This is a genomic window from Streptococcus sp. CF4-3 (assembly GCF_024295385.1).
Lineage (GTDB): Bacteria > Bacillota > Bacilli > Lactobacillales > Streptococcaceae > Streptococcus > Streptococcus infantis_I.
Genome location: NZ_JANCPN010000005.1, coordinates 63,726 through 88,139, shown reverse-complemented (window position 1 = coordinate 88,139; position 24,414 = coordinate 63,726). Strand labels below are relative to the sequence as shown.

23 protein-coding genes and 1 pseudogene are annotated in these 24,414 nt (G+C 39.1%); 1 reads left to right on the top strand and 23 read right to left on the bottom strand.

Features of this window, described 5'->3' with window-relative positions; all coding sequences use genetic code 11:
- Positions 1 to 2: 2 nt before the first annotated feature.
- The 13 genes from NML75_RS06060 to NML75_RS06000 form a co-directional block, all read right to left on the bottom strand.
- Positions 3 to 413, bottom strand: a complete 411-nt coding sequence (locus NML75_RS06060) for a GNAT family N-acetyltransferase (protein WP_070677940.1) — start codon at positions 411 to 413, stop codon at positions 3 to 5.
- 98 nt (positions 414 to 511) lie between these two features.
- On the bottom strand, positions 512 to 1,885 hold the full coding sequence (locus tag NML75_RS06055) for an amino acid permease (RefSeq protein ID WP_070677942.1): 1,374 nt from the start codon (positions 1,883 to 1,885) through the stop codon (positions 512 to 514).
- A gap of 81 nt (positions 1,886 to 1,966) precedes the next feature.
- Positions 1,967 to 2,449: a transcription elongation factor GreA gene (gene greA, locus NML75_RS06050; protein WP_004252406.1), complete on the bottom strand. Its 483-nt coding sequence runs from the start codon at positions 2,447 to 2,449 to the stop codon at positions 1,967 to 1,969.
- Between the two features lie 76 nt (positions 2,450 to 2,525).
- Positions 2,526 to 4,193, bottom strand: a complete 1,668-nt coding sequence (gene mltG / locus NML75_RS06045) for an endolytic transglycosylase MltG (RefSeq protein ID WP_004252405.1) — start codon at positions 4,191 to 4,193, stop codon at positions 2,526 to 2,528.
- Positions 4,194 to 4,275: 82 nt separating this feature from the next.
- Complete coding sequence (locus NML75_RS06040; protein ID WP_036753537.1) at positions 4,276 to 4,770, bottom strand: GNAT family N-acetyltransferase; 495 nt, start codon at positions 4,768 to 4,770, stop codon at positions 4,276 to 4,278.
- On the bottom strand, positions 4,767 to 5,282 hold the full coding sequence (locus NML75_RS06035) for a GNAT family N-acetyltransferase (RefSeq protein WP_070677944.1): 516 nt from the start codon (positions 5,280 to 5,282) through the stop codon (positions 4,767 to 4,769). Before NML75_RS06035 ends, NML75_RS06040 begins: the two co-directional genes overlap by 4 nt.
- An 8-nt stretch (positions 5,283 to 5,290) precedes the next feature.
- On the bottom strand, positions 5,291 to 6,625 hold the full coding sequence (murC, locus tag NML75_RS06030; protein ID WP_070677946.1) for a UDP-N-acetylmuramate--L-alanine ligase: 1,335 nt from the start codon (positions 6,623 to 6,625) through the stop codon (positions 5,291 to 5,293).
- 11 nt (positions 6,626 to 6,636) lie between these two features.
- Entirely contained in the window at positions 6,637 to 7,230 is a 594-nt protein-coding gene (locus NML75_RS06025) for a cystathionine gamma-synthase (protein ID WP_254733520.1), read from the bottom strand.
- Between the two features lie 46 nt (positions 7,231 to 7,276).
- Positions 7,277 to 10,375, bottom strand: a complete 3,099-nt coding sequence (locus NML75_RS06020) for a DEAD/DEAH box helicase (protein ID WP_254733521.1) — start codon at positions 10,373 to 10,375, stop codon at positions 7,277 to 7,279.
- Between the two features lie 91 nt (positions 10,376 to 10,466).
- Positions 10,467 to 11,633 (bottom strand): MalY/PatB family protein, encoded by a 1,167-nt coding sequence (locus NML75_RS06015; RefSeq protein WP_070677953.1) that lies wholly within the window; start codon positions 11,631 to 11,633, stop codon positions 10,467 to 10,469.
- Between the two features lie 4 nt (positions 11,634 to 11,637).
- On the bottom strand, positions 11,638 to 12,732 hold the full coding sequence (locus NML75_RS06010; protein WP_070677955.1) for a cystathionine gamma-synthase: 1,095 nt from the start codon (positions 12,730 to 12,732) through the stop codon (positions 11,638 to 11,640).
- A gap of 145 nt (positions 12,733 to 12,877) precedes the next feature.
- Positions 12,878 to 14,836 carry a peptide ABC transporter substrate-binding protein gene (locus NML75_RS06005; protein WP_049495703.1) on the bottom strand — a complete coding sequence of 653 codons (1,959 nt, stop codon included), beginning with the start codon at positions 14,834 to 14,836 and terminating at the stop codon, positions 12,878 to 12,880.
- Positions 14,837 to 15,025: 189 nt separating this feature from the next.
- Positions 15,026 to 16,648, bottom strand: coding sequence for a putative polysaccharide biosynthesis protein (locus tag NML75_RS06000; protein ID WP_254733522.1), 1,623 nt, complete (start codon positions 16,646 to 16,648; stop codon positions 15,026 to 15,028).
- A gap of 105 nt (positions 16,649 to 16,753) precedes the next feature.
- On the opposite strand from NML75_RS06000, the gene NML75_RS05995 reads away from it, so the two are divergent.
- Positions 16,754 to 18,199 carry a UDP-N-acetylmuramoyl-L-alanyl-D-glutamate--L-lysine ligase gene (locus NML75_RS05995; protein WP_254733523.1) on the top strand — a complete coding sequence of 482 codons (1,446 nt, stop codon included), beginning with the start codon at positions 16,754 to 16,756 and terminating at the stop codon, positions 18,197 to 18,199.
- Between the two features lie 39 nt (positions 18,200 to 18,238).
- Here the strand turns inward: NML75_RS05995 and NML75_RS05990 are convergent, their stop codons facing one another.
- The 10 genes and pseudogenes from NML75_RS05990 to NML75_RS05945 form a co-directional block, all read right to left on the bottom strand.
- Positions 18,239 to 18,889, bottom strand: a complete 651-nt coding sequence (locus tag NML75_RS05990; protein WP_254733524.1) for a DUF1803 domain-containing protein — start codon at positions 18,887 to 18,889, stop codon at positions 18,239 to 18,241.
- A complete protein-coding gene (locus tag NML75_RS05985) occupies positions 18,873 to 19,385 on the bottom strand; it encodes a YiiX/YebB-like N1pC/P60 family cysteine hydrolase (RefSeq protein WP_254733525.1) in 513 nt (170 codons plus the stop codon). The genes NML75_RS05990 and NML75_RS05985 overlap by 17 nt, the downstream gene beginning before the upstream one ends.
- Positions 19,386 to 19,448: 63 nt before the next feature.
- Entirely contained in the window at positions 19,449 to 20,384 is a 936-nt protein-coding gene (locus tag NML75_RS05980) for a manganese-dependent inorganic pyrophosphatase (protein WP_254733526.1), read from the bottom strand.
- 84 nt (positions 20,385 to 20,468) lie between these two features.
- Positions 20,469 to 20,753 (bottom strand): GIY-YIG nuclease family protein, encoded by a 285-nt coding sequence (locus tag NML75_RS05975; RefSeq protein WP_195184158.1) that lies wholly within the window; start codon positions 20,751 to 20,753, stop codon positions 20,469 to 20,471.
- Complete coding sequence (locus NML75_RS05970; RefSeq protein ID WP_254733527.1) at positions 20,743 to 21,492, bottom strand: tRNA1(Val) (adenine(37)-N6)-methyltransferase; 750 nt, start codon at positions 21,490 to 21,492, stop codon at positions 20,743 to 20,745. The genes NML75_RS05975 and NML75_RS05970 overlap by 11 nt, the downstream gene beginning before the upstream one ends.
- Positions 21,493 to 21,541: 49 nt before the next feature.
- Positions 21,542 to 21,904 (bottom strand): S1 RNA-binding domain-containing protein, encoded by a 363-nt coding sequence (locus NML75_RS05965; RefSeq protein WP_004252382.1) that lies wholly within the window; start codon positions 21,902 to 21,904, stop codon positions 21,542 to 21,544.
- Between the two features lies 1 nt (position 21,905).
- On the bottom strand, positions 21,906 to 23,306 hold the full coding sequence (locus NML75_RS05960; RefSeq protein WP_254733528.1) for a bifunctional Cof-type HAD-IIB family hydrolase/peptidylprolyl isomerase: 1,401 nt from the start codon (positions 23,304 to 23,306) through the stop codon (positions 21,906 to 21,908).
- Between the two features lie 80 nt (positions 23,307 to 23,386).
- Positions 23,387 to 23,455 (bottom strand): annotated as a pseudogene (locus tag NML75_RS05955) (GNAT family N-acetyltransferase); the annotation flags it as partial.
- Positions 23,456 to 23,666: 211 nt separating this feature from the next.
- On the bottom strand, positions 23,667 to 23,906 hold the full coding sequence (rpsR, locus tag NML75_RS05950) for a 30S ribosomal protein S18 (protein ID WP_000068664.1): 240 nt from the start codon (positions 23,904 to 23,906) through the stop codon (positions 23,667 to 23,669).
- Positions 23,907 to 23,937: 31 nt separating this feature from the next.
- A complete protein-coding gene (locus tag NML75_RS05945) occupies positions 23,938 to 24,408 on the bottom strand; it encodes a single-stranded DNA-binding protein (RefSeq protein WP_036755226.1) in 471 nt (156 codons plus the stop codon).
- Positions 24,409 to 24,414: the final 6 nt, after the last annotated feature.

The window sequence follows — 24,414 nt, the reverse complement described above, 5'->3', positions numbered from 1 at the left end:
GTTTACAAATCTTTTTGATAATAGTGCCTTTGTCCAGTGCAGGGATAATCTTTTAAGGTAAAGACTTCCTTGTAGCCCTGCTTTTGATAAAAGGCTGGCGCTTGAAACTGATAAGTATTCACAAAAGCAAAGCGACAGTTTCTCTTTTTAGCTTCACTCTCTGCTTGGTGCAATAGTTGGGATCCGATTCCTTGTCCTCGTATGTCCTCCTTCACAAACAAATACTCAATTTCTAACCAATTCCCGAAAGTCTCTGCTACTAATCCAGCCATGATCTCACCATGTTCATCTTCAATATACAGATTAAGTGGCTCGCTTTCAGCAACTTCTCTTTTGGAACGATTATAGGAGCGAATCAAGTCTCCTATAATTTGCGATTTCTGAGACTCTATATTTTCCAATCTTACCTGCATCCAAACCTCCTCGAAGATACTTATAGCTTGATTATAGTCTTATTACCAAGAGCTGTCAAACTAGAAAACTCATCAACCTAAGTTGATGAGTTTATAACTTATTTTCTAAATTTCCATTGGCTATAAATACCAAAAGCAACAATCCAGATAGCTGAACCTCTGGCTCCCATTACAGTTGATTCTTGTAAAAAGAGAGTTCCGAATACAAAGATGAAGAAGAGCATAGTCAGAGGATTTAGCAAGCGATATTGGGGCATGAGATAGCCATCTGCCATAAAGTCTTTTGACTTGCGATACTTAAGATGGGCCACCATGATTAAGATGTAGATGGCGATATAAACACCTGATGAAGAAGCCGTAATCAAAGCAAAGGCATCTGATACGCCAGGAAGTACATTGATAAAGGCTGCAAGACCAATCAATACCGCAGAAGCAATGATAGCATTCTGAGGAACGTTGTGGCGTGAAAGTGTATCTGCCTTAATAGCTTTCAAGAAACGATTTTGTGAATCATGGGCAATTTGGTACAAGTGACGACCTGTTGAGTAAAGGGTTGAATTCAAGGCTGACGCAGCGGAAGTCAAAACAACAAAGTTAATCAAGGCTGCTGCCCACTTAAGGCCAACAAGTTCAAATACCGTTACAAATGGTGAATCTGTCGCAGAAAGCTCACGCCAAGGAATAATAGACATGATTGCAAGCAAAGCCCCACCGTAGAAGAAGATAATTCGCAAAGGAATTTCCTTAACAGCCTTAGGCAAGACTTTTCGAGGATCTTTGGTTTCAGATGTGGTAACGCCGATAAACTCAATCATCAAGTAAGCAAAGAAAACCATTTGAAAGGCCATAACAAAGTTCATTCCTCCATTTGGGAAAAGGGAGAATTGCTCACTGATATTGACAAGGCTTGCTGATCCATAAGGAGTTTCAAAGCCAGTCAAGACCATAAAAATACCCGTCGCAATCATGGCAAGGATGGCCACAATTTTAATCATGGCAAACCAAAATTCCACTTCACCAAATATTTTAACTGCAATCAGATTGACCAATCCTAAAATTGTTAAAAAGACAACCTGAATCAACCAAGATGGCCAAGACGGAAACCAAAACTGAACATAGTGAGCGATTGCTGTAATCTCAGCCATACCAATAAAGACTACTGATAACCAATAAGACCAAACCGAGAAATATCCCCAGCCCTTTCCAAGATAGCGTGTAATAAAATTGATAAAGGTGTGTTGCTCTGGGTCCTGGTACAACATTTCTCCAATAGCACGCATCATGAGATACATAAAGCCACCCGTAATCATATATACCAAGACAATCGAAGGTCCAGTTAAACTGATAGACCGACCAGCTCCCAAAAATAGTCCAGTCCCGATTGTTCCCGCAATGGCCATAACCTGAACGTGGCGGTTTGTTAATCCACGCTCCATTTTACTTTTCTTTTTATGTTTATTTTCTGAATTCATCTAGTCTCCTCAAGTTTTTAAAATGAAGAAAAGGAGCGATGGAAGCGTTTTCCCTATATCTACTCCTTCTTCTCTATCCTATTAAACTGTTTTTTCAACTTTTAAAATCTTAACATCATAGCTTCCAGCAGGTGTTTCGATTGTAGCAATATCACCTGTTTTCTTACCAATCAAGGCTTGACCAATTGGGCTTTCATTTGATACTTTACCTGCAAAAGCATCTGCACCAGCTGAACCAACGATAATGTATACTTCCTCTTCGTCTTCTCCAACTTCTTGGATGGTTACAGTTTTTCCAATGGCAACTTCATCTTGAGCGACTGCATCGCTATTAACGATTTCTGCATAACGGATTTTTGTTTCCAAGCTTGATATTTGTCCTTCAACAAAGGCTTGTTCATCCTTAGCTGCTTCATACTCACTATTTTCTGACAAATCACCGTATGAACGAGCAATCTTGATACGTTCTACGACTTCTGGACGACGTACTAATTTTAATTCTTCTAATTCTTTTTCGAGTTTTTCCTTTTCTTCCAATGTCATTGGATAAGTTTTTTCTACCATTTTTCTCAACTTTCTTTTGATTGTTTCAATAAAATTTACTTTCTTAAAGCAAAATTATGTGGAAAACCACATAATTTTAGTTTGTGCTATTTGATTTGTTTAATTTACCATTAATATGTTCTTGAACATTTTTGTCATGATCTTCCAATGTTGTGGCATAGTAAACCTTACCATCTTGAACATTGGCTACAAAGTAGAGATAGTCACTCTTTGTCTGATTGATACTTGATTCGATAGCATCCAAGCTAGGGCTATCAACTGGCCCAGGCATTAAGCCAAGGTTTGTATAAACATTATATGGGGAATTGATTGTTGTATCAATACCTGCATCATCAGCAAGACTGATATTTTGACCAAGTTTACCTTCTGCGTAAAGGATGGCAATATTACTTTGAAGTGGCATACCCTGGTTCAAACGATTATAGAATACACCAGCAATCAACTTACGATCCTCTGTTTTTGCTCCTTCTTTCTCAACAAGAGAGGCAATTGTTAAGAGTTCATTCACTGTTAAGTTCTTTTCTTTGATTGTAGCATAGTGACTAGATAGGTTTTTATCCATTGCAGCTAGCATTTCATCAATTAAACTTTCAACAGTTGTACTTTCTTTGATTGTAAAAGTCGCAGGGAAAAGATAACCTTCTAAACGGTAACGAACACCACTATCTTTGGCTGGCAAGCTTGCAAGCAGGTTTGGATATTTGGCAACCTCTTGAGCAATAAAGGTCTCATCTTGAACTTTAGCCAAAAATGCTTCCGCTGTCAAAGGTTCCTTAAAGTTGCCTTGAAGTTGCCCAATAGTTTGAGCAATTTGCTCTAAAGTATATCCCTCTGGAATAGTCAAGCTTGCAAGTGTAACCTCTTGAGGTTCAGGTGTACCACCCTTTTGCAACTCTTTAATGATATCTTCAACGCTCATACTCTTTTGAAGATTATAATAACCAGATTTTAATTCATTATAGTTTTTATACTTGACATAAAGTGTAAAGATCAAACCATTTTTAATGACACCAGATTTTTCCAACGTTGAACCAATTTCTTGAGCATTAGATCCATCTGGAATCTGAACAGTCATATATTGTTTAGAACTTGGATCCACTGGTTGCAAGGCTGATTCAGCATAGCGAAGTCCAAAGAAACCACCAGCACCAAGTAGGATCAGCAATACCAATACTGTGACTAAAAATCCTTTCAAGTGGGATTTTTTCTTTTTCTTAGCTGGTTTCGCAGACTCTCTCCGACTTCTTCTAGGAAGGTCTGCTTCTTCAGTAGCTTCTTGACTTGTCAATTCTTCCTTGTGTGACGCAAGGTTTACTGTTTCTTTTTCTGGAACAGTATCGAATGCACGATAAGAAACTGAAACTCTAGTTGGAATTGAATTATTTTCTTCTTTTTCCGGAATTGATTGAGATGACTCAACTACTTCCTCTTGTACTGCTTCTGGAATTTCTTCTTGTACTTCCTCTGCAGCTTCTTCTGGAACTTCTTCTACAAGAACAGGACGCTCAGGAACAGTTGGGGCATTATCAATCAATTGATCAACAGCTGCAACTGATTTTGCAATCAACTCCTCTTCCGAAATACTTGGTTCCTTTTTTTCTGAAGTTGCTTCAGAAGATTTTGCTAAAGTTGAAAAAAGATCATCCGTTTGTTCAACTTCATTTGCCTCTTTTTTTAGTCGTTCTAAATCTCGCAAAATTTGCTCTTTAAAACTCAACTTTTCTTCATTTGAATTTTCGCTCAAAGGTATTTACCTCCTTGTTGATAATCCTTAATATTATATCTTAAAAACTAAAGAAAAGCAACCTTAGAAGCCTTTCTACTCACTAATTCTTGTTTTCCCAGACCATATCATACCATTCTTCTCCTGCAAATTGGGACTTAGACTTTCCTTCATTGACAAAACCATGCTTCTCATAGTATTCAATAAGGTAGTCATGACAGGTCAGATTGATCCCCTCTCGTTCGTGCTTAAGAGCCACTTCTTTCAATGCGGTCAGGAGTTTTTTCCCTAGTCCTAGAGATTGAGCTTTTTTTGCTATCGAAAGACAAGTCACAGATATATAACCACCTTCCTTATGACTGTGGTCTTTTATTTCTTCAGTGAAAGACTGGTCTTGTAAATAACGATGAGGGACTACTGGTCCTTCGATATAACCAAGTATCTCCCCCTCTTTTTCAGCCACTAGAAAGCTCGTTTTTATTTCCTTTAAATGTGCTTCAAAGACAGATCGAGGTATGGCTTCTTCAATTGAAAAATTCTCTAATTCAATCTCTAAAATACGGTCTAAATCACTCAGTCTAGCTTGTCGAATAATCATAGTTCCTCCTGATAAAAGGGATTCATCCAACACATGAGAAAATCAACTTTATTTCCGACTCCCAGATCTACTATTCCTTGCTCTATAAATTCATTCATCTCAAAATAAGATAGCAATTCATCTTTACAGACCAGATAAATAGCTGGACTATTTTGTTGAAGAGCAACTTGTTTCATGGCTGCGAGCAACAAGGTTCCAAATCCTTGCCCTTGATAATTCGGATGAACAGATAAAGCATCAATCACAAGATTTTCATTACTAATAGCTTCTCCATCTGCCATCTCTACTATCCATCTACTTACTGAGGATGTAGCAAAATCTATCGCTGAAATATAAGCAATCACCTGATCATCTAAACTAGCTAAGAGAAACGTATCCGCAAAATTACGGATACGTTCTTCTATTATTTCTCTATTAAATGTTTCTTGGAAGTTTTGAGTACTCTCCTGTATCAAGCAAACCTGCTCGATATCAGATTGCTGAACTTCCCTTATTTTAATTGGAAATTCCATGGTGTTCCTTACTGAACATTACTTGTCAAATTTGACAAGAGACGTTCGAATGAGTATTCATATGATTGAATGTCACCTGCTCCCATAAATACGTATACAGCATTGTCATGGTCTAAGAGCGGAGACACATTTTCAACTGTGATAACTTGATGTTTTTTATCAATCTTGGCTGCTAAATCTTCAACCTTAACATCACCATGATCAACTTCACGAGCAGATCCATAGATTTGTGCTAAGTAAACTGCATCAGCCTGGTTCAAAGCTTGTGCAAAATCATCCAACAAAGCAATTGTACGAGTAAAAGTATGCGGTTGGAAAATAGCAACGATTTCCTTGCTTGGGTACTTTTGACGTGCAGCATCTAGAGTTGCGATAATTTCAGTTGGGTGATGCGCAAAATCATCGATGATGACAGTGTCATTGACAATCTTTTCTGTAAAGCGACGTTTCACTCCTCCAAAAGTCTTCAAGTGTTCACGCACCAAATTCAAGTCAAAGCCAGCAGTATAAAGCAAACCAATCACTGCTGTTGCATTCATGATATTGTGGCGTCCGAAAGTTGGAATGTGGAATTGACCCAATTCTTGACCACGGAAGTGAACTGTGAAGGTTGAACCAGTAGTAGAACGAAGCAAGTCACTTGCTACAAAGTCATTGTTTTCTGCTTCAAAACCATAATAGTAAATTGGAGCATCAGATGTAATCTTACGCAACTCAGCATCTTCACCATAGACAAACAAACCTTTACTGATTTGTTTAGCATAATCATTGAAGGCGTTGAAGACATCCTCTAAGCTTGTGAAATAGTCAGGATGGTCAAAGTCGATATTAGTAATAATAGAGTACTCTGGGTGATATGGCATGAAATGACGCTCGTACTCGTCTGATTCGAAGACAAAATACTTGGCATTTTCAGAACCACGACCTGTACCATCTCCAATTAGATAGCTTGTATCAGTGATGTGTGACAAAACGTGAGAAAGCATACCTGTTGTTGAAGTCTTACCGTGTGCTCCGGCAACACCCATGCTGATAAAGTCACGCATAAAGCTACCAAGAAATTCATGATAACGTTTATAGCTTAGTCCATTCTTGTCTGCATAAGCAATTTCAACATTGTTATCTGGACGAAAGGCATTCCCAGCGATAATTTCTATATCCCCTTGAAGATTGTTCTCATCAAAAGGCAAAATTTTGATTCCTGCTTGCTCTAAGCCACGTTGTGTAAAGTAGTATTTCTCTACATCAGATCCTTGGACCTTATGCCCCATTTGGTGCAACATCAAGGCCAAGGCACTCATCCCTGATCCTTTAATTCCGATAAAATGATAGGTTTTTGCCATCTTTTTCCCCTTTACTCTGTCATATTTGTCAAGTTCAACTCTTGAGCAATTTTACGCACTTTTTCTGATTGATTTTCTTTTTTGTTATAAATCTGGCTTTTCTTTAAAAAATCATAATTATTTCTCTTTGGTCCAAGATACTCTTCTTTGCTTGTCTCCTGCATCTGTGGAGCTATTTCAGCCAAAATATAATGGTTCTGAGTTAATTTGTCACTATATTTGGCAAGCTCACCAGGATTTTCCTTTTGGAAAGGAGCTGTTGGCTGATTTGCCTGTCTTACTACATTATTTGAAGATTTATTGCGTTTTGTAAAACTAACATCTTGTGTCAAATACTTTGCTGAACGTTTTCGTTTCAAATCAGCTCTAGCTTCCTCACGAGCAAGTTCAGCGTAGGATTTTTCCTTATTTTCAGTCAGTTTCTCTGGCGCCTTAGTCGATGACTTTTTTTCAGTAGTAATTGGCGACCATTCCAAGTAGTTTTTATCTTGGTAGTCTCCCTTAATATTACTAATGAGATCCGACTCATCATATAAATTCATAAATGGCATCTCTGTCAGCATAATTTCATCATCTGACACTATTGGAAATCGTTCTAGCTTCATTTTTATTTCCTTTCAATACTCCATTATAGCGTAAAGTCTTGATTTTTCAAGTCTTGGCTTCAGAAATTCCTAATATTTCTTGAATTTCAGTAAGTGTGAGACTTCCACGAGACTCTGTTCCATCCAATACTTCTGATACCAGATTTCTTTTCTGTTCCTGCAACTCTTGAATCTTCTCCTCGATTGTGCCTCTGGTTACCAGACGATAAACCTCAACAGCTTGGTCTTGTCCCATACGGTGGGCCCGGCCAATAGCCTGCGATTCAACTGCCGGATTCCACCATAAATCTACCAGAATAACTGTATCCGCACCAGTAAGATTGAGACCAACTCCACCAGCTTTTAGAGAAATCAAAAACACATCGCGCTCACCTTGGTTAAAAGCCTTGGTCATTTCTTGACGCTCCTGTGATGGTGTAGAGCCAGTAATCTTAAAGGAAGTTAAGCCAAGCTGAGGCAACTCCTTTTCGATCCGATCAAGCATTCCCCTAAATTGAGAGAAGATGAGTACACGATGATTTCCCTCAGCAATTTGACTTAGCAGATCTCGTAAACTATCAAGCTTCCCGCTATCTCCCTTATAATCCTCCATAAATAGAGCTGGAGTATCACAAATCTGGCGAAGACGCATGAGTCCTGTTAAAATTTCAACTCGATTTCGTTGAAATTCTGCATCGGTCACTTGTCCCAAACGCTCTTGCATCTGTTGAAGTTGAGCTAGATAGATAGCTTTTTGCTGGTCCTCCAGTTCATTTTTATAAACGACTTCTATCAGATCAGGTAACTCTGTAAGAACATCCTCTTTTTTTCGACGCATGACAAATGGTTTGATAAACTGTGCCACTCTCTCAGCAGGCAATTTCATAAAGTCTTTTTTTGCTGGCAAAAGTCCTGGCAATACAATCTGAAAGATAGACCATAATTCCCCTAAACTATTTTCAATTGGTGTTCCGGAAAGAGCAAAAACCGATGGAACCACAAACTTTCTCAAAATCTTAGCAATTTTGGTTTGGGCATTTTTCATCACTTGGGCTTCATCTAGAAATAGAAAATCAAAAGATAAATTTCGATAGATTTCACTATCCTGACGGAAAGTGGCATAACTGGTCACATAGACCTGATGTTTTTCTGCTAAAATAGTCTCGCGATAAGGTTTCAATCCATGTACGACAGCCACATCCAAATTCGGTGCAAATTTTTTAAATTCATCAGCCCAATTATAAATGAGGCCAGATGGAGCAAGAATCAAGACACGGCTATTCTCCTGAAGTTGGCTACTTAAAAAGGCGATGGCTTGTAAGGTTTTTCCAAGTCCCATATCATCAGCTAAAATTCCACCAAATCCATAATGGTCTAACATCTGAAGCCATTGAATCCCCTTTTTCTGATAATCCCTGAGTTGGGCTCGAATATCTAGGGACTTCATCGGAAAATCCTCAGGATGCGTTAAATGATGCGCCAAATGACGAAATTCATCAGTAAAAGTAACTTGATCCTTGTCCTTAAACAGATGAGATAAGGTATAAGCCAAAGACTTGCGAGCCTGGAAAGCAGTACTCTCTATCTCATCAATTCCTAATTCCTCTAAATCTTGTCGAATACGTTTTGTCTGTTCATCAAAATAATAGACCTGATCAGACGAGCTAATATAATAGTCCTGCTTGGCAACGAGAGCTTTCATTGCTCGATTGATTTCTTCTTGATCAATATCCTGAAAATCAAATTGAATTTCTAAAAGACTTCCCTTGGATGAGATATGAATTTGAGGTTTCTGAACCTGATAAAGATCTTGCAAACTCTCAGAAATCTTTAATTCTCCAAGTGCTGCAAAGGCTGGTAATACTTCCTGAAAGAATGTATGGACTGCTTCAACTTTCAAACTTTGACGCCATGAACGAAAATCCGCTTCAAACCCCGCAGATAAGGCCAACTGAAAAATCTGTTTTTCCAGTTGAATATCACTAGCAAAAGGGAGGTTCTCTAGTTCATTACGATTGGTTACTAGGCAAGTTTCATATTGAAATTGCATATCTAATCGAATAGAACCATCCTCTTCACGATCCATGTAAAAAGACGGACGGAAGGATTGGATTTGTAGTGAATCAGGAGCTTCTACTTTTCCTAGGCATTTAAACTGCGACAAGTTCGAAGCTAAAAGGTCTCGATCACGAGTATCAAACTGTAAGATCTTTCTGCCACCATTGTCTAAAGGAACTTTTCTAAGTGCATCTAATAAACTAGCCTGTTTTTTCGTCATCAGGAAAAAATTCCCCTTGTAGAATAATACTTGTCCCCTGTAAAAGAAATTAAGCCCTGCCTGTTCGAAGACTTCCATTTCAAAATAGTTGGATTTTTCTTCAATTCTAAATGAAAACAAACCTGCTTGGCCATCAAAGTCTTGGAAGAGAAGATGATGATATGTCGAAAGCTGATGGTCAAATTGAAAGGCAACTAATCCCATCAGTAGACTAGCCCCCTGCTCAAAAAAGGTTTTAGGAAAATAGAGATGTCGTCCTTGATTTGGGAAAAAAATATTGTAGTCAATCTTCTCTTCAACCAAACCTAATAAGAAATTTAAGACTTCTTGACTAGCTTTATCAAATTGTTCAAGTCTTAATGAAGGCTCATAATGCTTTCCTATCATGTAAGGTTTGGAAAACTCTATGACTTTTAAGAAAAGAGGGATATCCCTAATCACATAAAACTTATCTTGCTGAGAAAGACCAATTCTTAAAGTCCAGATAATGCGATTGGTTCCTGCTTCCACCTGCCCTTGAGCAGAAAGCTGATAGAGGTCAGACTGACTAGGTGCTTGGATAGACTCCAAGAATTTCCCTCCGAAAGTCACTTGTGTCTCAACAGTTTCCTTTTCTTTCTGATTAGCCTCTAGATTGAGTAAGATTTCTTGCCCTAGTTGGTCATTTTTCAGATAATATTCCAATGCCGCCAAATGAACACAGTAACCTCTTTTTTTGAAAAAATCACATGCACAAAAAATCAAATCATCATCCAAACTATAGCGAATCTCTTCATCTGCTACACGCGCATAGATGCGATGGTCTTGTTCTTTAATGATTTCAATCTGACCAGTTTCATAGAGTTCCACTCCCTCCATTCGAAGCTTTCCTGGAATCAATTTAGCCATAGTGTCCCCTTTACTTTATCTCTTAATTATACCACATTTCTGTCTATGAAAATAGCCTTCTAGGAGTACTTTCTCCTAAAAGGCTAGTTTTTTAATAATTTGAAAAAGTGGCAATGATTCGTTGGCAAACTTCTTCCAAGACAGATGTCGGCATAGCTACATTTAAGCGAGCATGGAGAGCTCCTTCTTCACCAAAGTCCAAGCCCCTATTCAGGATAACCTTGGCTTCGTCTCTCAAGAGTTTTCTTAGCTCTTCATCGCTAATATCATAGGCTGAAAAATCAAGCCAAATGAGATAGGTCCCTTGAGGTTTCATGACCTTGATTTTGGTTTCTCTACCAAATACATCCACTACATAATCAATGTGTTTCTCAATCAGTTCTTTGAGTTCTGTCAACCAATCTTCACCATATAGATAGGCAGTTTCTGTTGCCAAATATCCCAGACCTGAGATTTCATGTTGATTATTAGCCAGCTGGCGTTTTTGGAAAGCAAGTCTCAACTTAGGATTTTCGATAATAGCGTAAGAATTTTTCGTCCCAGCAATGTTGAAGGTCTTAGTTGCACTACTTAAAATCAGTGAAAATTCTTTAAAATCTTCATTTACAGTGTTGAATGACTGGTGCTTGTTTCCAAATAGAGCTAAATCTTGGTGAATCTCATCAGATACTAGCAAAACTCCATGTTTTTGACACAGTTGTCCAATCTTCTCTAAGACTTCCTTTTCCCAAACGCGTCCACCAGGATTATGAGGATTGCAGAGAACGTAGAGTTTCACATCTTCTTCGACAAAGTCTTTCTCCAATTGATCAAAGTCAATCTCAAAAAGTCCGTCTTTTTCTACTAGAGAGTTGGTGATTAGTCGACGATTGTTGAGCTTAATGCTTCGAGCAAAAGGAGGATAAACCGGTGTGTTAATCAGAACCGCTTCACCTTCTTTGGTAAAGGCTTGAATGGCTGTTGAAATAGCTGGCACTACTCCTTCGATAAAGACTAGAGCATCCTTTTCAAAGCGATAACTATGGTGTTTTTCCTCCCAGTTTTGAACGGCTTCAATCAAGCCATCACTAGCATAGGTATAGCCATAGACTAATTGCTCAGCATAGTCATGGACAGTCTGACGAATCTCAGGTAAGACTTCAAAGTCCATATCAGCAATCCAGGCCGGCAATACTTGACGGTCAGTCTCTGCTTCTTTCCATTTGTAGGTATGATGTCCAAAACGATTGGGCAAAGTCGTAAAATCATATTTTCCCATAGTCTTATCCTTCCAAGGCTTGACGCAAATCTTCAATCAAATCCCTAGCATCCTCAATACCAATAGACAAGCGCAAGAGGTCATCTGTTAATCCATAAGAATGACGAACCTCTGCAGGAATGTCTGCATGGGTTTGAGTGGTTGGGTAGGTAATCAGACTTTCAACACCACCCAGGCTTTCAGCAAAAGAGAATACTTTTAAGGTATTCAAAATATGAGGGATTCGTTTTTCATCCGCCACTTTAAAGGAAATCATTCCCCCACGACCTGTATACAAAACTTCTTTGACTGCAGGTGATTGTTCCAAAAAGGCTACGATTTCTTGAGCATTAGCTGTTGAGCGCTCCATACGAAGTGACAATGTTTTAAGACCACGAATCAATTGATAACTATCAAATGGTGACAAAACAGCCCCTGTCGTGTTGAGATTGTAAAAGAGTTTTTCGTACAAATCAGCATTATCTGTCACAACTACACCAGCTAGAACATCATTATGGCCTGCAAGGTATTTTGTCGCTGAATGAAGGACAATATCTGCTCCATCTTCAATTGGACGTTGGTAAATCGGGCTATAGAAGGTATTATCGACGACAACTTTAGCACCCTTAGCATGAGCTAACTTTGATAATTTTTCAATATCAAATTCCAACATCAAAGGGTTGGTTGGTGTTTCGATATAAAGTACATCCACATCCTTTTCTATCTCAGCAATCAGCTCTTCTTCTGTGTTGGCATAGGTAAAGTGGAAACGTCCTTCTTGCTCAACTTGATTGAACCAGCGGAAAGAACCACCGTAAAGGTCACGGACAGCCAAAACCTTGCTTCCTACTGGAAAAACGCTAAAGGCTAACACAATCGCAGACATACCTGAACTAGTCGCCAAAGCATACTTGGCGGATTCAATAGCTGCCAAAACTTCCTCTGCCTTGCTACGAGTTGGGTTTTTGGTGCGGGTATAGTCAAATCCAGTTGATTGACCAAATTCTGGGTGCTGATAAGTCGTTGAAAAGTGAATAGGTGTAACCAAAGCACCTGTTGCCTCATCAGACTTGATCCCTGCTTGTGCTAAAATTGTGTTGATGTGAAATGATTTACTCATACAATACCTCCAAATCTATAGTAACTATTGTACCACTTATTTTGTATCCTTCGTTTTCTTGTTTTCAAGAGCTAGTTATAGTTTCAAACTATACAAAAACGATAGCTTCCTGAGAAACTATCGTTTTTCCTGTTGAATAGACTGATTATTTAACGTGTTTTGCTAATTCTTCTTGGGCTTTTTTATTAGATTCTTCTTTTTCTTTCAGCCATTTTTCTTTAGCTTTTTCATACTCAGCAGCCGATACAGTCTTATCTTGCAACTTGAGGTACTTGTATGATTCGACACCCTTATTTCCAGCTTGTGAGAATGGCGATGAGAATGGAACTGTCTTTCTCAAGGTCGGTGTTCCACCGAGGGAAACGTTTGGAATTGCAAGGGCACTATCGACGAGCCAAGCTTGAACTTCAGCATATTTTTCATAACGTTTCGCTGGATCTTGCTCCTTGTTCGCTTCTTCTAACATTTGAGTGTAAGTATCGAGTCCAACTGCCTTAGCCTTGTCATTGACCTCACCTGGTTCTAGACCAATGTTTTGCAACATACCACCGTTATTGACATTTAAGATATCAAGATAGCTTGACGGATCTAAGTAGTCTGCACTCCAACCACCATTATAGATATCAAAGTCTTTTTGAGCTGCAGTTTGAGCGAGGTAGCCAGAATTATCGTAATCGTCTGTTGATAATTGTTGGATATCGATCACCACATTCTCAGCTCCTAGAACAGATTCGATGGATTGTTTCAAAGAGCTTGCTTCAAGTACACCTTTTTTAGATGATTGGTCAACTGTTACATCCAAGTGGATTGGGAATTGCACACCCTTAGCTTCCAATTCTTTCTTGGCTTCCGCAAATTTAGCCTTAGCCTTGTCAGGATTGTAGTATGGGTCTTGCGCATCTGCAAAGTTGATTCCTTGCCATTCTTGGCCATAGTTGACCATCTTTTCTGAAACAACATCTCCAAAGTCTTTCCCATTGATGGTTACAAATGTAGGAGGTACAACCAGGTTACGAATAATCTTCGTTGCTCCGTCTTCCCCTTGAGATTGAGCTCCATAGGCTGTACGGTTATAAGCATAGTTGAAGGCTTGACGGAAGTTTTTATTCAGAACTGCTTCTTGAGTTGATTTCTTTTCGATATCTGAGGATTTAGACGTGAAGTTATAAGATTTTCTGTCCAAGTTGAAGTTCAAATAATAAGAAGTTGCGGTTTGCATACTATAAATGATGTTATCTTTGTTCTTCTCTTTAATTCCTTCAAAGCTTGAGCTATTTGGATAGAGACGTGCGTAGCTGTAGACTCCTTCTACAAAGTTACGAGCCAGTGCATCTTGGTCACTACCATCATAATAGGCTAATTTCACATCATCTACAAAGACATTTTTTTCATCCCAGTAGTTCGGATTTTTCTTGAATTCGATGACAGATTTTGAAACAAAGGATTTCATCAAGAAAGGTCCATTGTACAAAATGCTAGAAGGATCCACCTTACCAAAATCATCCCCTTTTGATTTCAGGAAGTCTGCATTGACAGGGAAGAGAATGGTTGATGTTGTTTTAGAGTTCCAATAAGATTCGGGTCGTGTCAAAGTGTACTGAACTGTTTGGTCGTCAATCGCCTTAACACCGACAGTTGAAAAGTCAGTTGTTTTCCCGTTGATATAGTCATCCAAACCTGCTACAGAATCTTGAACTAGGTACAAAGCTTCGGATTTTTTATCAGCCGCATATTTCAAACCAGTTACAAAATCTTGGGCAGTTACTGGAGCATATTCTTCACCTTCAGAGGTATACCACTTAGCATCTTTACGAAGTTTATAAGTGTATGTCAAACCGTCCTGAGAAACACTCCAGTCCTCTGCTAAGGATGGAACGTAGTTACCGTATTGGTCATTTTCCATCAACCCATCTACCAAATTGGTAACGATGTCATTGGTTGTTGCACGGTTTTCTGCAAGATAGTTCAAACTAGACGGATCGCTAGAATAGACATAGTTGTATGTCTTTGTAGAGCTAGCTGAGTTGCTACAAGCCGCCAATAGCAGACCTGCACTTAGGGCAACGCCTGCCAGCGTCAGATATTTTGCCTTAGACTTTTTCATAAACAGAACCTCCAAATTTAAATATTTGTATCATTATACAGCTATTGTTTTTTTTAGTCAAGTGATTATGCTCTAAAATTTATATTTTTCTACATTTTTTATATTTTTTTGTATTTTTTCAAGAAAAAAAGAACAATTTAGACTTTTTTTACGTAAAAAGTTCAAATTGTTCGTTTTATTTATAAACTATTATGATAATTTTAATCGTGCTCGTAACTGATTTGCTTTTTCCTGCCCAATAACCTTATCCAAAAGTCGAGTATAGAGACACATAACTCCGTAAAGCCCGCCACCGATTGTACCAATTAAGGCGACATATAGGAAACTCCAGAAACGTCCAGTTGGTTGGAAGACAAATCCAATAATCCATTGCAAGAGTCCTACTAGAATAAACATAACTAGAGTCAAAATAGAAACTAAGATTGTTCTCTTCAAGATAATCTTTCGGCGAACACCTGTAATCTGACAGATTTCACGGTACATTAAAACAATTGGAATGATAAGACCGATGGTCGTTGAAATGAGAGGACCATAGCTATGGAAAATCGCTATTGATGGTAGTTGTAAAAGGAGCTTAGCAAGCGAACCATAGACAAAATATAGTACTGCCTTGCGGTTACGGAACATAGCCTGAAGCATTGGTGATAAAACCATGTATAAACCGAGGATAGTTGACTGCAAGACTGCAAAGACAAACAACCCCAAAGCCAAACTATCAGGTTTACCGTAAAAGACTGTATAGAGGGGCTCTCCTACCATGACTACTCCAACCGTTGCAGGTAAGAGGAATAGGAAGAGCATAGTAATACTATCTTGTACCAAGCGAGAAGCTGCTTGTAAATCACCCTTTACATAGTTCTCAGTCAAGAGAGGCAATCCAACGCTACCGATTGATACTCCTACGGAAATCAAAATCATAGTGATTTTATTAGGATTGGCAGAGAAATAAGAAAACATGACAACCAAATCTTCATTACTATAGTTGGTAAACCACTTCATGCTATTGATAAAGGTCATTTGGTCCAAGATTTGGAAAAGTTGAATAGCTGAACCTGTTATAATAAAGGGAATAGCTTCCTTAATCGTATCAACCAGTAGACTCTTACTATCAATCTTATCTCGAGTTTCAAATACTTTTTGAAGCAATCCTTCCTTATAAAGGAAATAAAGCAAGACTGCAAAACTAGCTACCATTCCCACAAAAGCAGCAAAAGTAGATTGAGTAACTGCCGATAGATAATCTTTTGAACCGAGCTTCATGATGATAAAGGTTGCTAAGAGCATCCAAATCACACGGATAACCTGCTCAGCAATTTGACTCATGGCATAAGGTTTAAGATTATTCATCCCTTGGAAAAATCCACGGATAACACTCATAGACGGGAAAATCAAGACAGCCCAAGCTAGACTCTGCATAATGGGAATCAAATCCTTACCGACACCGGAAAGATCAGCCAACCAAGGTGCAAAGAGATATAAGATCAAAGCAAAGGCAAGTCCCAATACAGTCATAAAGCTTAAGAAGCTTCGAATCAGGGCAAAACTATGCTCTTCCTCATGCATGGTATTGTATTTAGCGACCTGCTTAGCGACCGCCACTGGGATACCTGCTGTCGAAATCAACAAGAACCAGGCGTAGATATTATAACCCATAGTAAAGAGACCATTAGCCTTAGCAGCATATGTGCCCATCCAAATATACCAAGGGATAATGTAAATAGCCCCGAGCAGGCGACTGATAAAGTTACTAGCTGTAAGCCAGGCAGTCCCGCGTAACATCTGGGCCTGCTGATGATTATTTTCGTTAGACATAACTTCCTCATTCAATTTTAATAACTAGGAAATGTTCCTTATCTTCCATTATAAACTTTTCCTTGTTACTTGTAAAATTCAGACTTTCAGTTTACAATAGAAAGTATGATAAAGATTGAAACCGTATTAGATATTTTAAAGAAAGACGATCTCTTCCGTGAGATTATCGACCAAGGACATTACCACTATTATTTTAATGATGTAACTTTTGATAGCATCTGCTACGATAGCCGAAAAGCAAAAGATAATAGCCTCTTTTTTGTAAAAGGAGCTGCTTTTAAGAAGGAATTTCTTCTTTCGGCAATCTCACAAGGACTCGGTTGGTATGTAGCGGAGCAGGATTATGAAGTAGGCATTCCTGTCATCGTTGTTAGCGATATTAAGAAGGCTATGAGTTTGATTGCCATGGAATTTTATGGCAATCCGCAGGAAAAACTAAAACTTCTCGCTTTCACTGGTACCAAAGGAAAAACAACAGCGGCATACTTCGCCTACAATATCTTAAATCAGCAACATCGTCCTGCTATGTTATCAACTATGAATACGACTTTGGACGGAAAAACTTTCTTCAAGTCTGCTCTGACAACACCTGAAAGCATCGACCTCTTTGATATGATGGCGCAGGCAGTTGATAATGGAAGAAGCCACCTTGTTATGGAAGTTTCTAGTCAAGCCTACTTGGTGAAGCGAGTCTACGGCCTCACTTTTGATGTAGGAGTGTTCCTAAATATCAGTCCTGACCATATTGGTCCTATTGAGCATCCAACCTTTGAAGACTACTTCTACCACAAGCGTCTCTTGATGAAAAATAGCCGAGCAGTTGTCATTAATAGCGATATGGACCACTTCTCTATTCTAAAAGAACAAGTTGAGAACCAAGAGCATGACTTCTACGGTAGCCAATCTGATAACCAAATCGAAAACTCCAAAGCCTTTAGCTTCTCAGCTACTGGTAAATTAGCTGGAGATTATGATATCCAGTTGATTGGATATTTTAACCAAGAAAATGCTGTCGCTGCTGGACTTGCTTGCCTTCGTTTAGGTGCTAGTCTTGAAGACATTAAAAAAGGGATTGCTGCAACACGCGTTCCTGGCCGCATGGAGGTTCTCACTCAGAAAAATGGCGCTAAAGTTTTCATCGACTACGCCCACAATGGTGACAGTCTTAAAAAACTAATCTCAGTCGTTGAAACACATCAGACTGGAAAAATTGCTCTAGTTCTTGGTTCTACTGGAAATAAGGGAGAAAGCCGTCGTAAGGACTTTGGACTTCTCCTCGATCAACATCCTGAAATTCAAGTATTTCTAACGGCTGACGATCCAAACTATGAAGATCCAATGGCCATTGCTGATGAAATTAGTAGCTACATCCGTCGTCCTGTTGAAAAGATTGCTGACCGTGAGCAAGCCATCAAGACTGCGATGTCTGTTACAAGTCAAGAACTGGATGCTGTTATTATCGCTGGAAAAGGAGCTGACTGCTACCAAATCGTCAATGGTGTAAAAGAAGAATATCCAGGTGATGCCGCCATCGCTGAACGTTATCTTTAATCAAACAATAGAAAGGCTAGGAAAATTCCTAGCCTTCTTCTATTTTTTTCTAAAGACGAATCGTTCTTTATCAAATTCTACAGCCAACTCATATTTCCCATCTTCGTTTTGAACGATGTAGCCTAATAAGACTAGACTATCAACAAAGATATCACGTCGTTTCTGTATCAGTTGATTTTTTTTAAGAAACTTGAGCAAAAAAGTAGTCATATACTTGAGAGCATACTCAGGATTGACATCCCCTAAAATTTCATACAGTCTCTGCTGCTCTTCCGTCAGTGGATACTGGAACTTGACCCTGTAGAAGTAATTGGACAAGGTCATCTTTTCCCTTGCAAAATCGGTGTGCTCTTCTAGGATAGCTGCATTTGTTTGATTGCGCAATTCTGTCTGAAAATCTTTCTCCAGGATTTCTTGATAAACAGGACTATTATCTCTCACAAAGACTTCCTGGTCTAGTACAAGAGATTCTGTAGATTCTAGAAAGGGAAGATTGAGATAATAGCGTTTGTTTTCTCTCAAAATCAAACCCGCTTTAATGTATTCCTCCAAAAACTTATCAACTGGTATCTCTGGAAACTGAGCCTTGATTTCACGGAGGATAACATCGTCATGCTGGTCTAGAAAATCAATTAAATCCTTAAAGAATGGCTGTCGCGTTAAGCGAGATGGATTAAAAATATGAATCATAAAGATTCCTTTCTTTACAAACTAAAAGAGGAGATACTGCTAATTGACTTGGATTTGTCCCCGGCTGATTCAGTGGTACAGGAAGCCCCAGCTCTCGATAATATTCTCTCCAGAAATCACTGATTTCCTGTGTATCATCTCCAAACTTCATGGGAATGGTCTCAAAAATAGGAAGAATTTCTGCTACAAACTGGGAACAATAGAAACCATCTCCATCTGGGTAAAAGGACGCATTGTAGGGAGCCCCTAAGAGACTCTCTGCTCGCTTTTTGACCTCTGCACCATCAATCTGCTCATAGTGATAAAGGTCATAGACTTTTCCAGCTTCAAAGAATTCCTCAGGAGACTGAGCAAGGACACCACCTTCTACCGTGGCATGATAGACCTGTCCGTCCAAAAAGATGGCCACATGGCTATAGTGACCAGTAGATTCCTGGATGGCCTGTCCTATATTCGAATCATCTTTCACAAAAATCAAATCGCCATTTTCTAACATACTTCTCTCCTAGCAAAAAAGGAGCCGAAACTCCTTTTTAACAATGGGCTTTCCCATCTATGATTATGCATTAAAGCTTTCAGTCAATTGTGGTACCACTTGTTTCTTACGTGAAACAGCACCTGGAAGGAAAGCGTGGTTGTTTTCAAGTTTGAAGTTGAAAGCTGCTTCTACCTTGTCCATATTAGCACCAAGAGCCAAAATTTCTGAGTTTGAGTTGACGATGTCTGTAATCATCAAGACAAAGTCAGAGTAGCCGTTAGCTGCATTTGCGGCTTGGATGGCTGCTTCGATTTCAGCTTGGCGTTCCAAGACTTCAGCAATATCAACTGTATTGACCTGAGCCACACGGACATTGTTTCCATTAAGTTCAAATGTCTTAGCATCGATATCAATCAATTCTTCAGCAGATTTGCTTGCCAAGTTTGTACCAGCCTTGAGCATGGCAAGACCGTATTCTTCCAAGTTCACACCAGCCAATTCAGCCAATTCAGGCGCAATCACCTTATCAGATGGGTGGGTTGTTGGAGATTTCAAAAGAAGAGTATCTGAAATCAAACCTGATAGCATCAAACCTGCGATTTCTTTTGGAACAGCTACGCCATGCTCTTTGAACATGCGGTAAACGATAGATGATGCTGATCCAACTGGTTCCAAACGCATGTAAAGTGGGCTTGCAGTTTCAAAGTTAGCCACACGGTGGTGGTCCACCACACCGTAAACTTCTACTTCAGCGATATCTGAAACAGATTGTTGGAATTCATTGTGGTCTGTTAAGATGACTTGTTCTGCACCTTCTGCTTTAGCAGATGTGATCACGCGCGGTGCGTCTACACCAAAATAGTTCAAGACGAAAGCTGTTTCTTCATTTGGAGTTCCAAGAGCCACCGCTTCTGTGTCCAAACCGTATGCTTCTTTTGCAAGATAAGCAAAAGCTACAGATGAACCAATAGCATCTGAGTCTGGATTTTGGTGACCAAATACTAGAATCTTAGACATGATAATACCTCGTTTCTTTATTCTCTTTATTGTAGCATTTTTTTCAATTTTTGACAAAAATAAGAGGAGCCAAAGGACTCCTCATTACATTTCAAAAGTATCTACTAAATTCTTATTTTGACACTCTTTGAGATAATGTTCTTTTTGCATGCGAGTCTTGCGCTTGAAAAGAGCTTCAGCAGACATGGCTTCTTCCTTGCTGTCAAAACCTTCTGCAAAGATGAGTTTTACCGGCAATCGAGCGCGTGTATATTTTGCACCTTTACCGCTATTGTGAACGGCAATCCGTTTCTTCACATCTGTTGTATAGCCTGTATAGTAGGAACCATCACGACACTCTACCACATACATATAAGCCTTATGATCCATAGTAAATCTCTTGAATTTCTGGTGTATAAGTACCATCACTATTATGAACAATGAGTGGTGGTAAAACCTTAAAACCACTAGTGGAGCCGTCTTTAATAGCCTCAATCAAAAGTATATTAGCTTCCTTCTCCCGTTTAGGATAAACAAATTGCAGACGTTTTGGAGCCAGATTATGCTGTTGGAGCGTATCTAAGATATCTAATAATCGATCAGGTCGATGAACCATTGCCAAACGCCCATTTGATTTGAGAATACTCTGGGCACTACGACAGATTTCCTTAAGATTGGTTGTAATTTCATGCCGAGCTAAAAGGTAATGCTCACTTTCGTTCAGATTAGAATTTGGATCCACTTTAAAATAAGGCGGATTGCATAAAATCAAATCAACCTTGCTCCCCTGAATGTGACTAGGCATATTCTTCAAATCATCACAGATGACCTGCATCTGTCCGTCCAGCCCATTTAAACGCACTGAGCGTTCAGCCATATCTGCCAAGCGTTCTTGGATTTCAACAGATAGAATTTTAGCCTTGGTCCGGCTACTGGCAAACAGTCCAACAGCTCCATTGCCCGCACAAAAATCCACAATTAACCCATTTTTAGGGAAACGAGGAAAGCGTGACAAAAGTACACTATCCACCGAATAGCTGAAAACCTCTCTATTTTGAATAATCTTGATATCTGTAGAGAAGAGTTGGTTAATGCGCTCTCCTGATTTTAATAATTGTTCTTCGTTCATACTTCTATTATAACAAAATATAATAACATCACAATAATTTGAGAGGATATCAATTACTGTTTTTCTTTAAATGTTCCAAGGCTTCTCGTGTCCAAACAGGCATCATGCGACCAAGCGGCGCGAATCCATGTTTGATGCGATCATTCGAAAAACGTCTCCGTCTAGGAAGTTGATGTTTTTCTTCTTCCAAGGTACGAATGGAAAGACTAGCCTTCCCTGTATATTCGTCAAAATCTACTACTTGTACCTGGACTTCATCACCGATTTTTAAAACCTCGTAAATATTTTCGATAAATCCTGTCCGAATCTCCGAAATATGAATCAGTCCTGTCACTCCTGTTTCTAACTCAACAAAAGCTCCATAGGGCTGAATCCCAGTAATACGGCCATTTAGCTTATCACCGATTTTCATTTTAGTCCTCAATTTCAATAGTTTCAATTACGACATCTTCAACTGGCTTGTCCATTGCACCTGTTTCGACACCTGCAATTGCATCCAGAACTTCATAAGAAGCTTCATCCGCAAGTTGACCGAATACAGTATGACGACGGTCTAGGTGAGGAGTTCCACCTTGTTCTGCATAAATCTCCGCAATTGGCTCTGGCCAACCACCACGAGCAATTTCTTTCTTAGAATATGGCAAGTGTTGATTCTGCACGATAAAGAACTGGCTACCATTTGTATTTGGTCCAGCATTGGCCATAGAAAGGGCTCCACGGACATTGTAAAGTTCTTCTGAAAACTCATCCTCAAATGACTCACCATAGATAGATTCACCACCCATACCGGTTCCAGTTGGGTCTCCACCTTGAATCATAAAATCTTTAATAATACGGTGGAAAATCACACCGTCATAGTATCCATCTTTTGACAGAGCAATAAAGTTGGCTACTGTTTTTGGTGCGTGATCAGGGAAAAGTTTGATACGCATATCCCCATGATTTGTCTTAATAGTCACAATTGGACCTTCTACTGTTTCAATGTTAACTTGTGGAAAATGTAATTCTTTTTCTACCATACCGAATCCTTCTAAGGCATTAAAAATGCCATCCTCTTCTAGTGTTTTTGTAATATAATCTGCTTTTTCTTTGATTTTGTCATGAGAAATGCCCATAGCAACACTAATGCCTGCATAATCAAAGAGCTCCAAATCGTTAAGTCCATCCCCAAAAACCATGACGTTCTCAGGTTTAAGACCTAAATGTTCTACAACTTTTGCTACCCCAGCTGCCTTAGAACCATTTAAAGGTACTACATCAGATGAGTTACGATGCCAACGAACCATACGTAAGGTCGATGCCAAAGTATCAGGCAATTTCAGATCATCTCCCTGGTCTTCAAATGTCCACATCTGATAAATATCTTCTTTTTGGTAAAAATCAGGGTCCACCTCTAAATCAGGATAAATCGGGTCAATCGCCTGGCTAATCATCTCTGTTCGCCTTGATAGTTTAGTAGCATGACTTCCCACCAAACCATAATCAATCCCAACTTCTTTGGTCCAAGTAATATACTCTTCAACCTTATCTTTAGCAATTTTGTTACTATAAATGACATTGCCCTTTTTGTCCTCAATATAAGCACCATTCAAGGTTACAAAGAAATCAGGTTTGAGGGCTTTAATCTCTGGGACGACACCAAAAATACCTCGACCAGTCGCAATTCCTGTCAAAATTCCTTTATCACGTAATTGTTTAAAGGCTGTTGGAATAGTGCTTGGAATAAAGCCAGTCTTTGAATTTCGTAAAGTATCATCTATATCAAAAAAGATAATCTTAATCTTCTTAGCCTTGTATCTTAACTTGACATCCATTATAATACCTCCTTCAATTCACTCCTTCCATTATACCATAAAGTAGAGAAATCCCACATCCCCAATAAAATCCTTGTCTCTTATCCGAATTCCTTTACTAGATACAAAACCAAATCATCATTATTTTGGCTAGTTGCATTCATTTCCAATCGTACAATTCATCTTTGACTTACCCACCTTTACTCTTTCTATTACCATTATAGCACGCCAAGGTCAAAAAAAACTATCTCATGAAAAAGAGGTCCACTGGACCTCAACTCGCTCTCACATTTCAATGCTCATGAAAAAGAGGTCACCCGGACCCCAACTCGCTCTCACATTTCAATGCTCGTGAAAAAAAGACCCGTAAGGGTCTTTTCTTTAATCTTCGTTTACGAAAGGCATCAAAGCCATTACGCGAGCGCGTTTGATAGCTGTTGTTACTTTACGTTGGTTTTTAGCTGAAGTTCCAGTTACACGACGTGGAAGGATTTTCCCACGTTCTGAAACGAAACGGCTAAGAAGCTCAGTATCTTTGTAATCAACATATTCAATTTTGTTTGCTGCGATGTAATCAACTTTTTTACGGCGTTTGAATCCGCCACGACGTTGTTGAGCCATGTTTTTTCTCCTTTATAGTATTAATTGTCCATTAGAATGGTAAATCATCATCTGAAATATCCAAAGGATTGGTTGATCCAAATGGATTTTCATCACGTGAAAAGTCAGGTACTGAATTTGTAGGTGCTGCATGACTGGCAGTTGGTGCAGAATAAGCTCCACCACTTTGTCCTTCACGAGCACTACGGCTTTCCAACATTTGGAAATTCTCAGCTACGACTTCTGTCACGTAGACACGTTGTCCTTGCTGGTTATCGTAACTACGAGTCTGAATACGACCTGTAATCCCGACAAGAGAGCCTTTTTTAGCCCAGTTAGCAAGATTTTCAGCCTGTTGGCGCCACATAACGACATTGATAAAATCAGCCTCACGTTCGCCATTTTGACTCTTGAATGTACGGTTTACTGCAAGAGTAAAAGTCGCAACTGCTACATTTGATGGGGTATAACGTAACTCAGCGTCACGTGTCATACGCCCTACAAGTACAACATTGTTAATCATAATCTA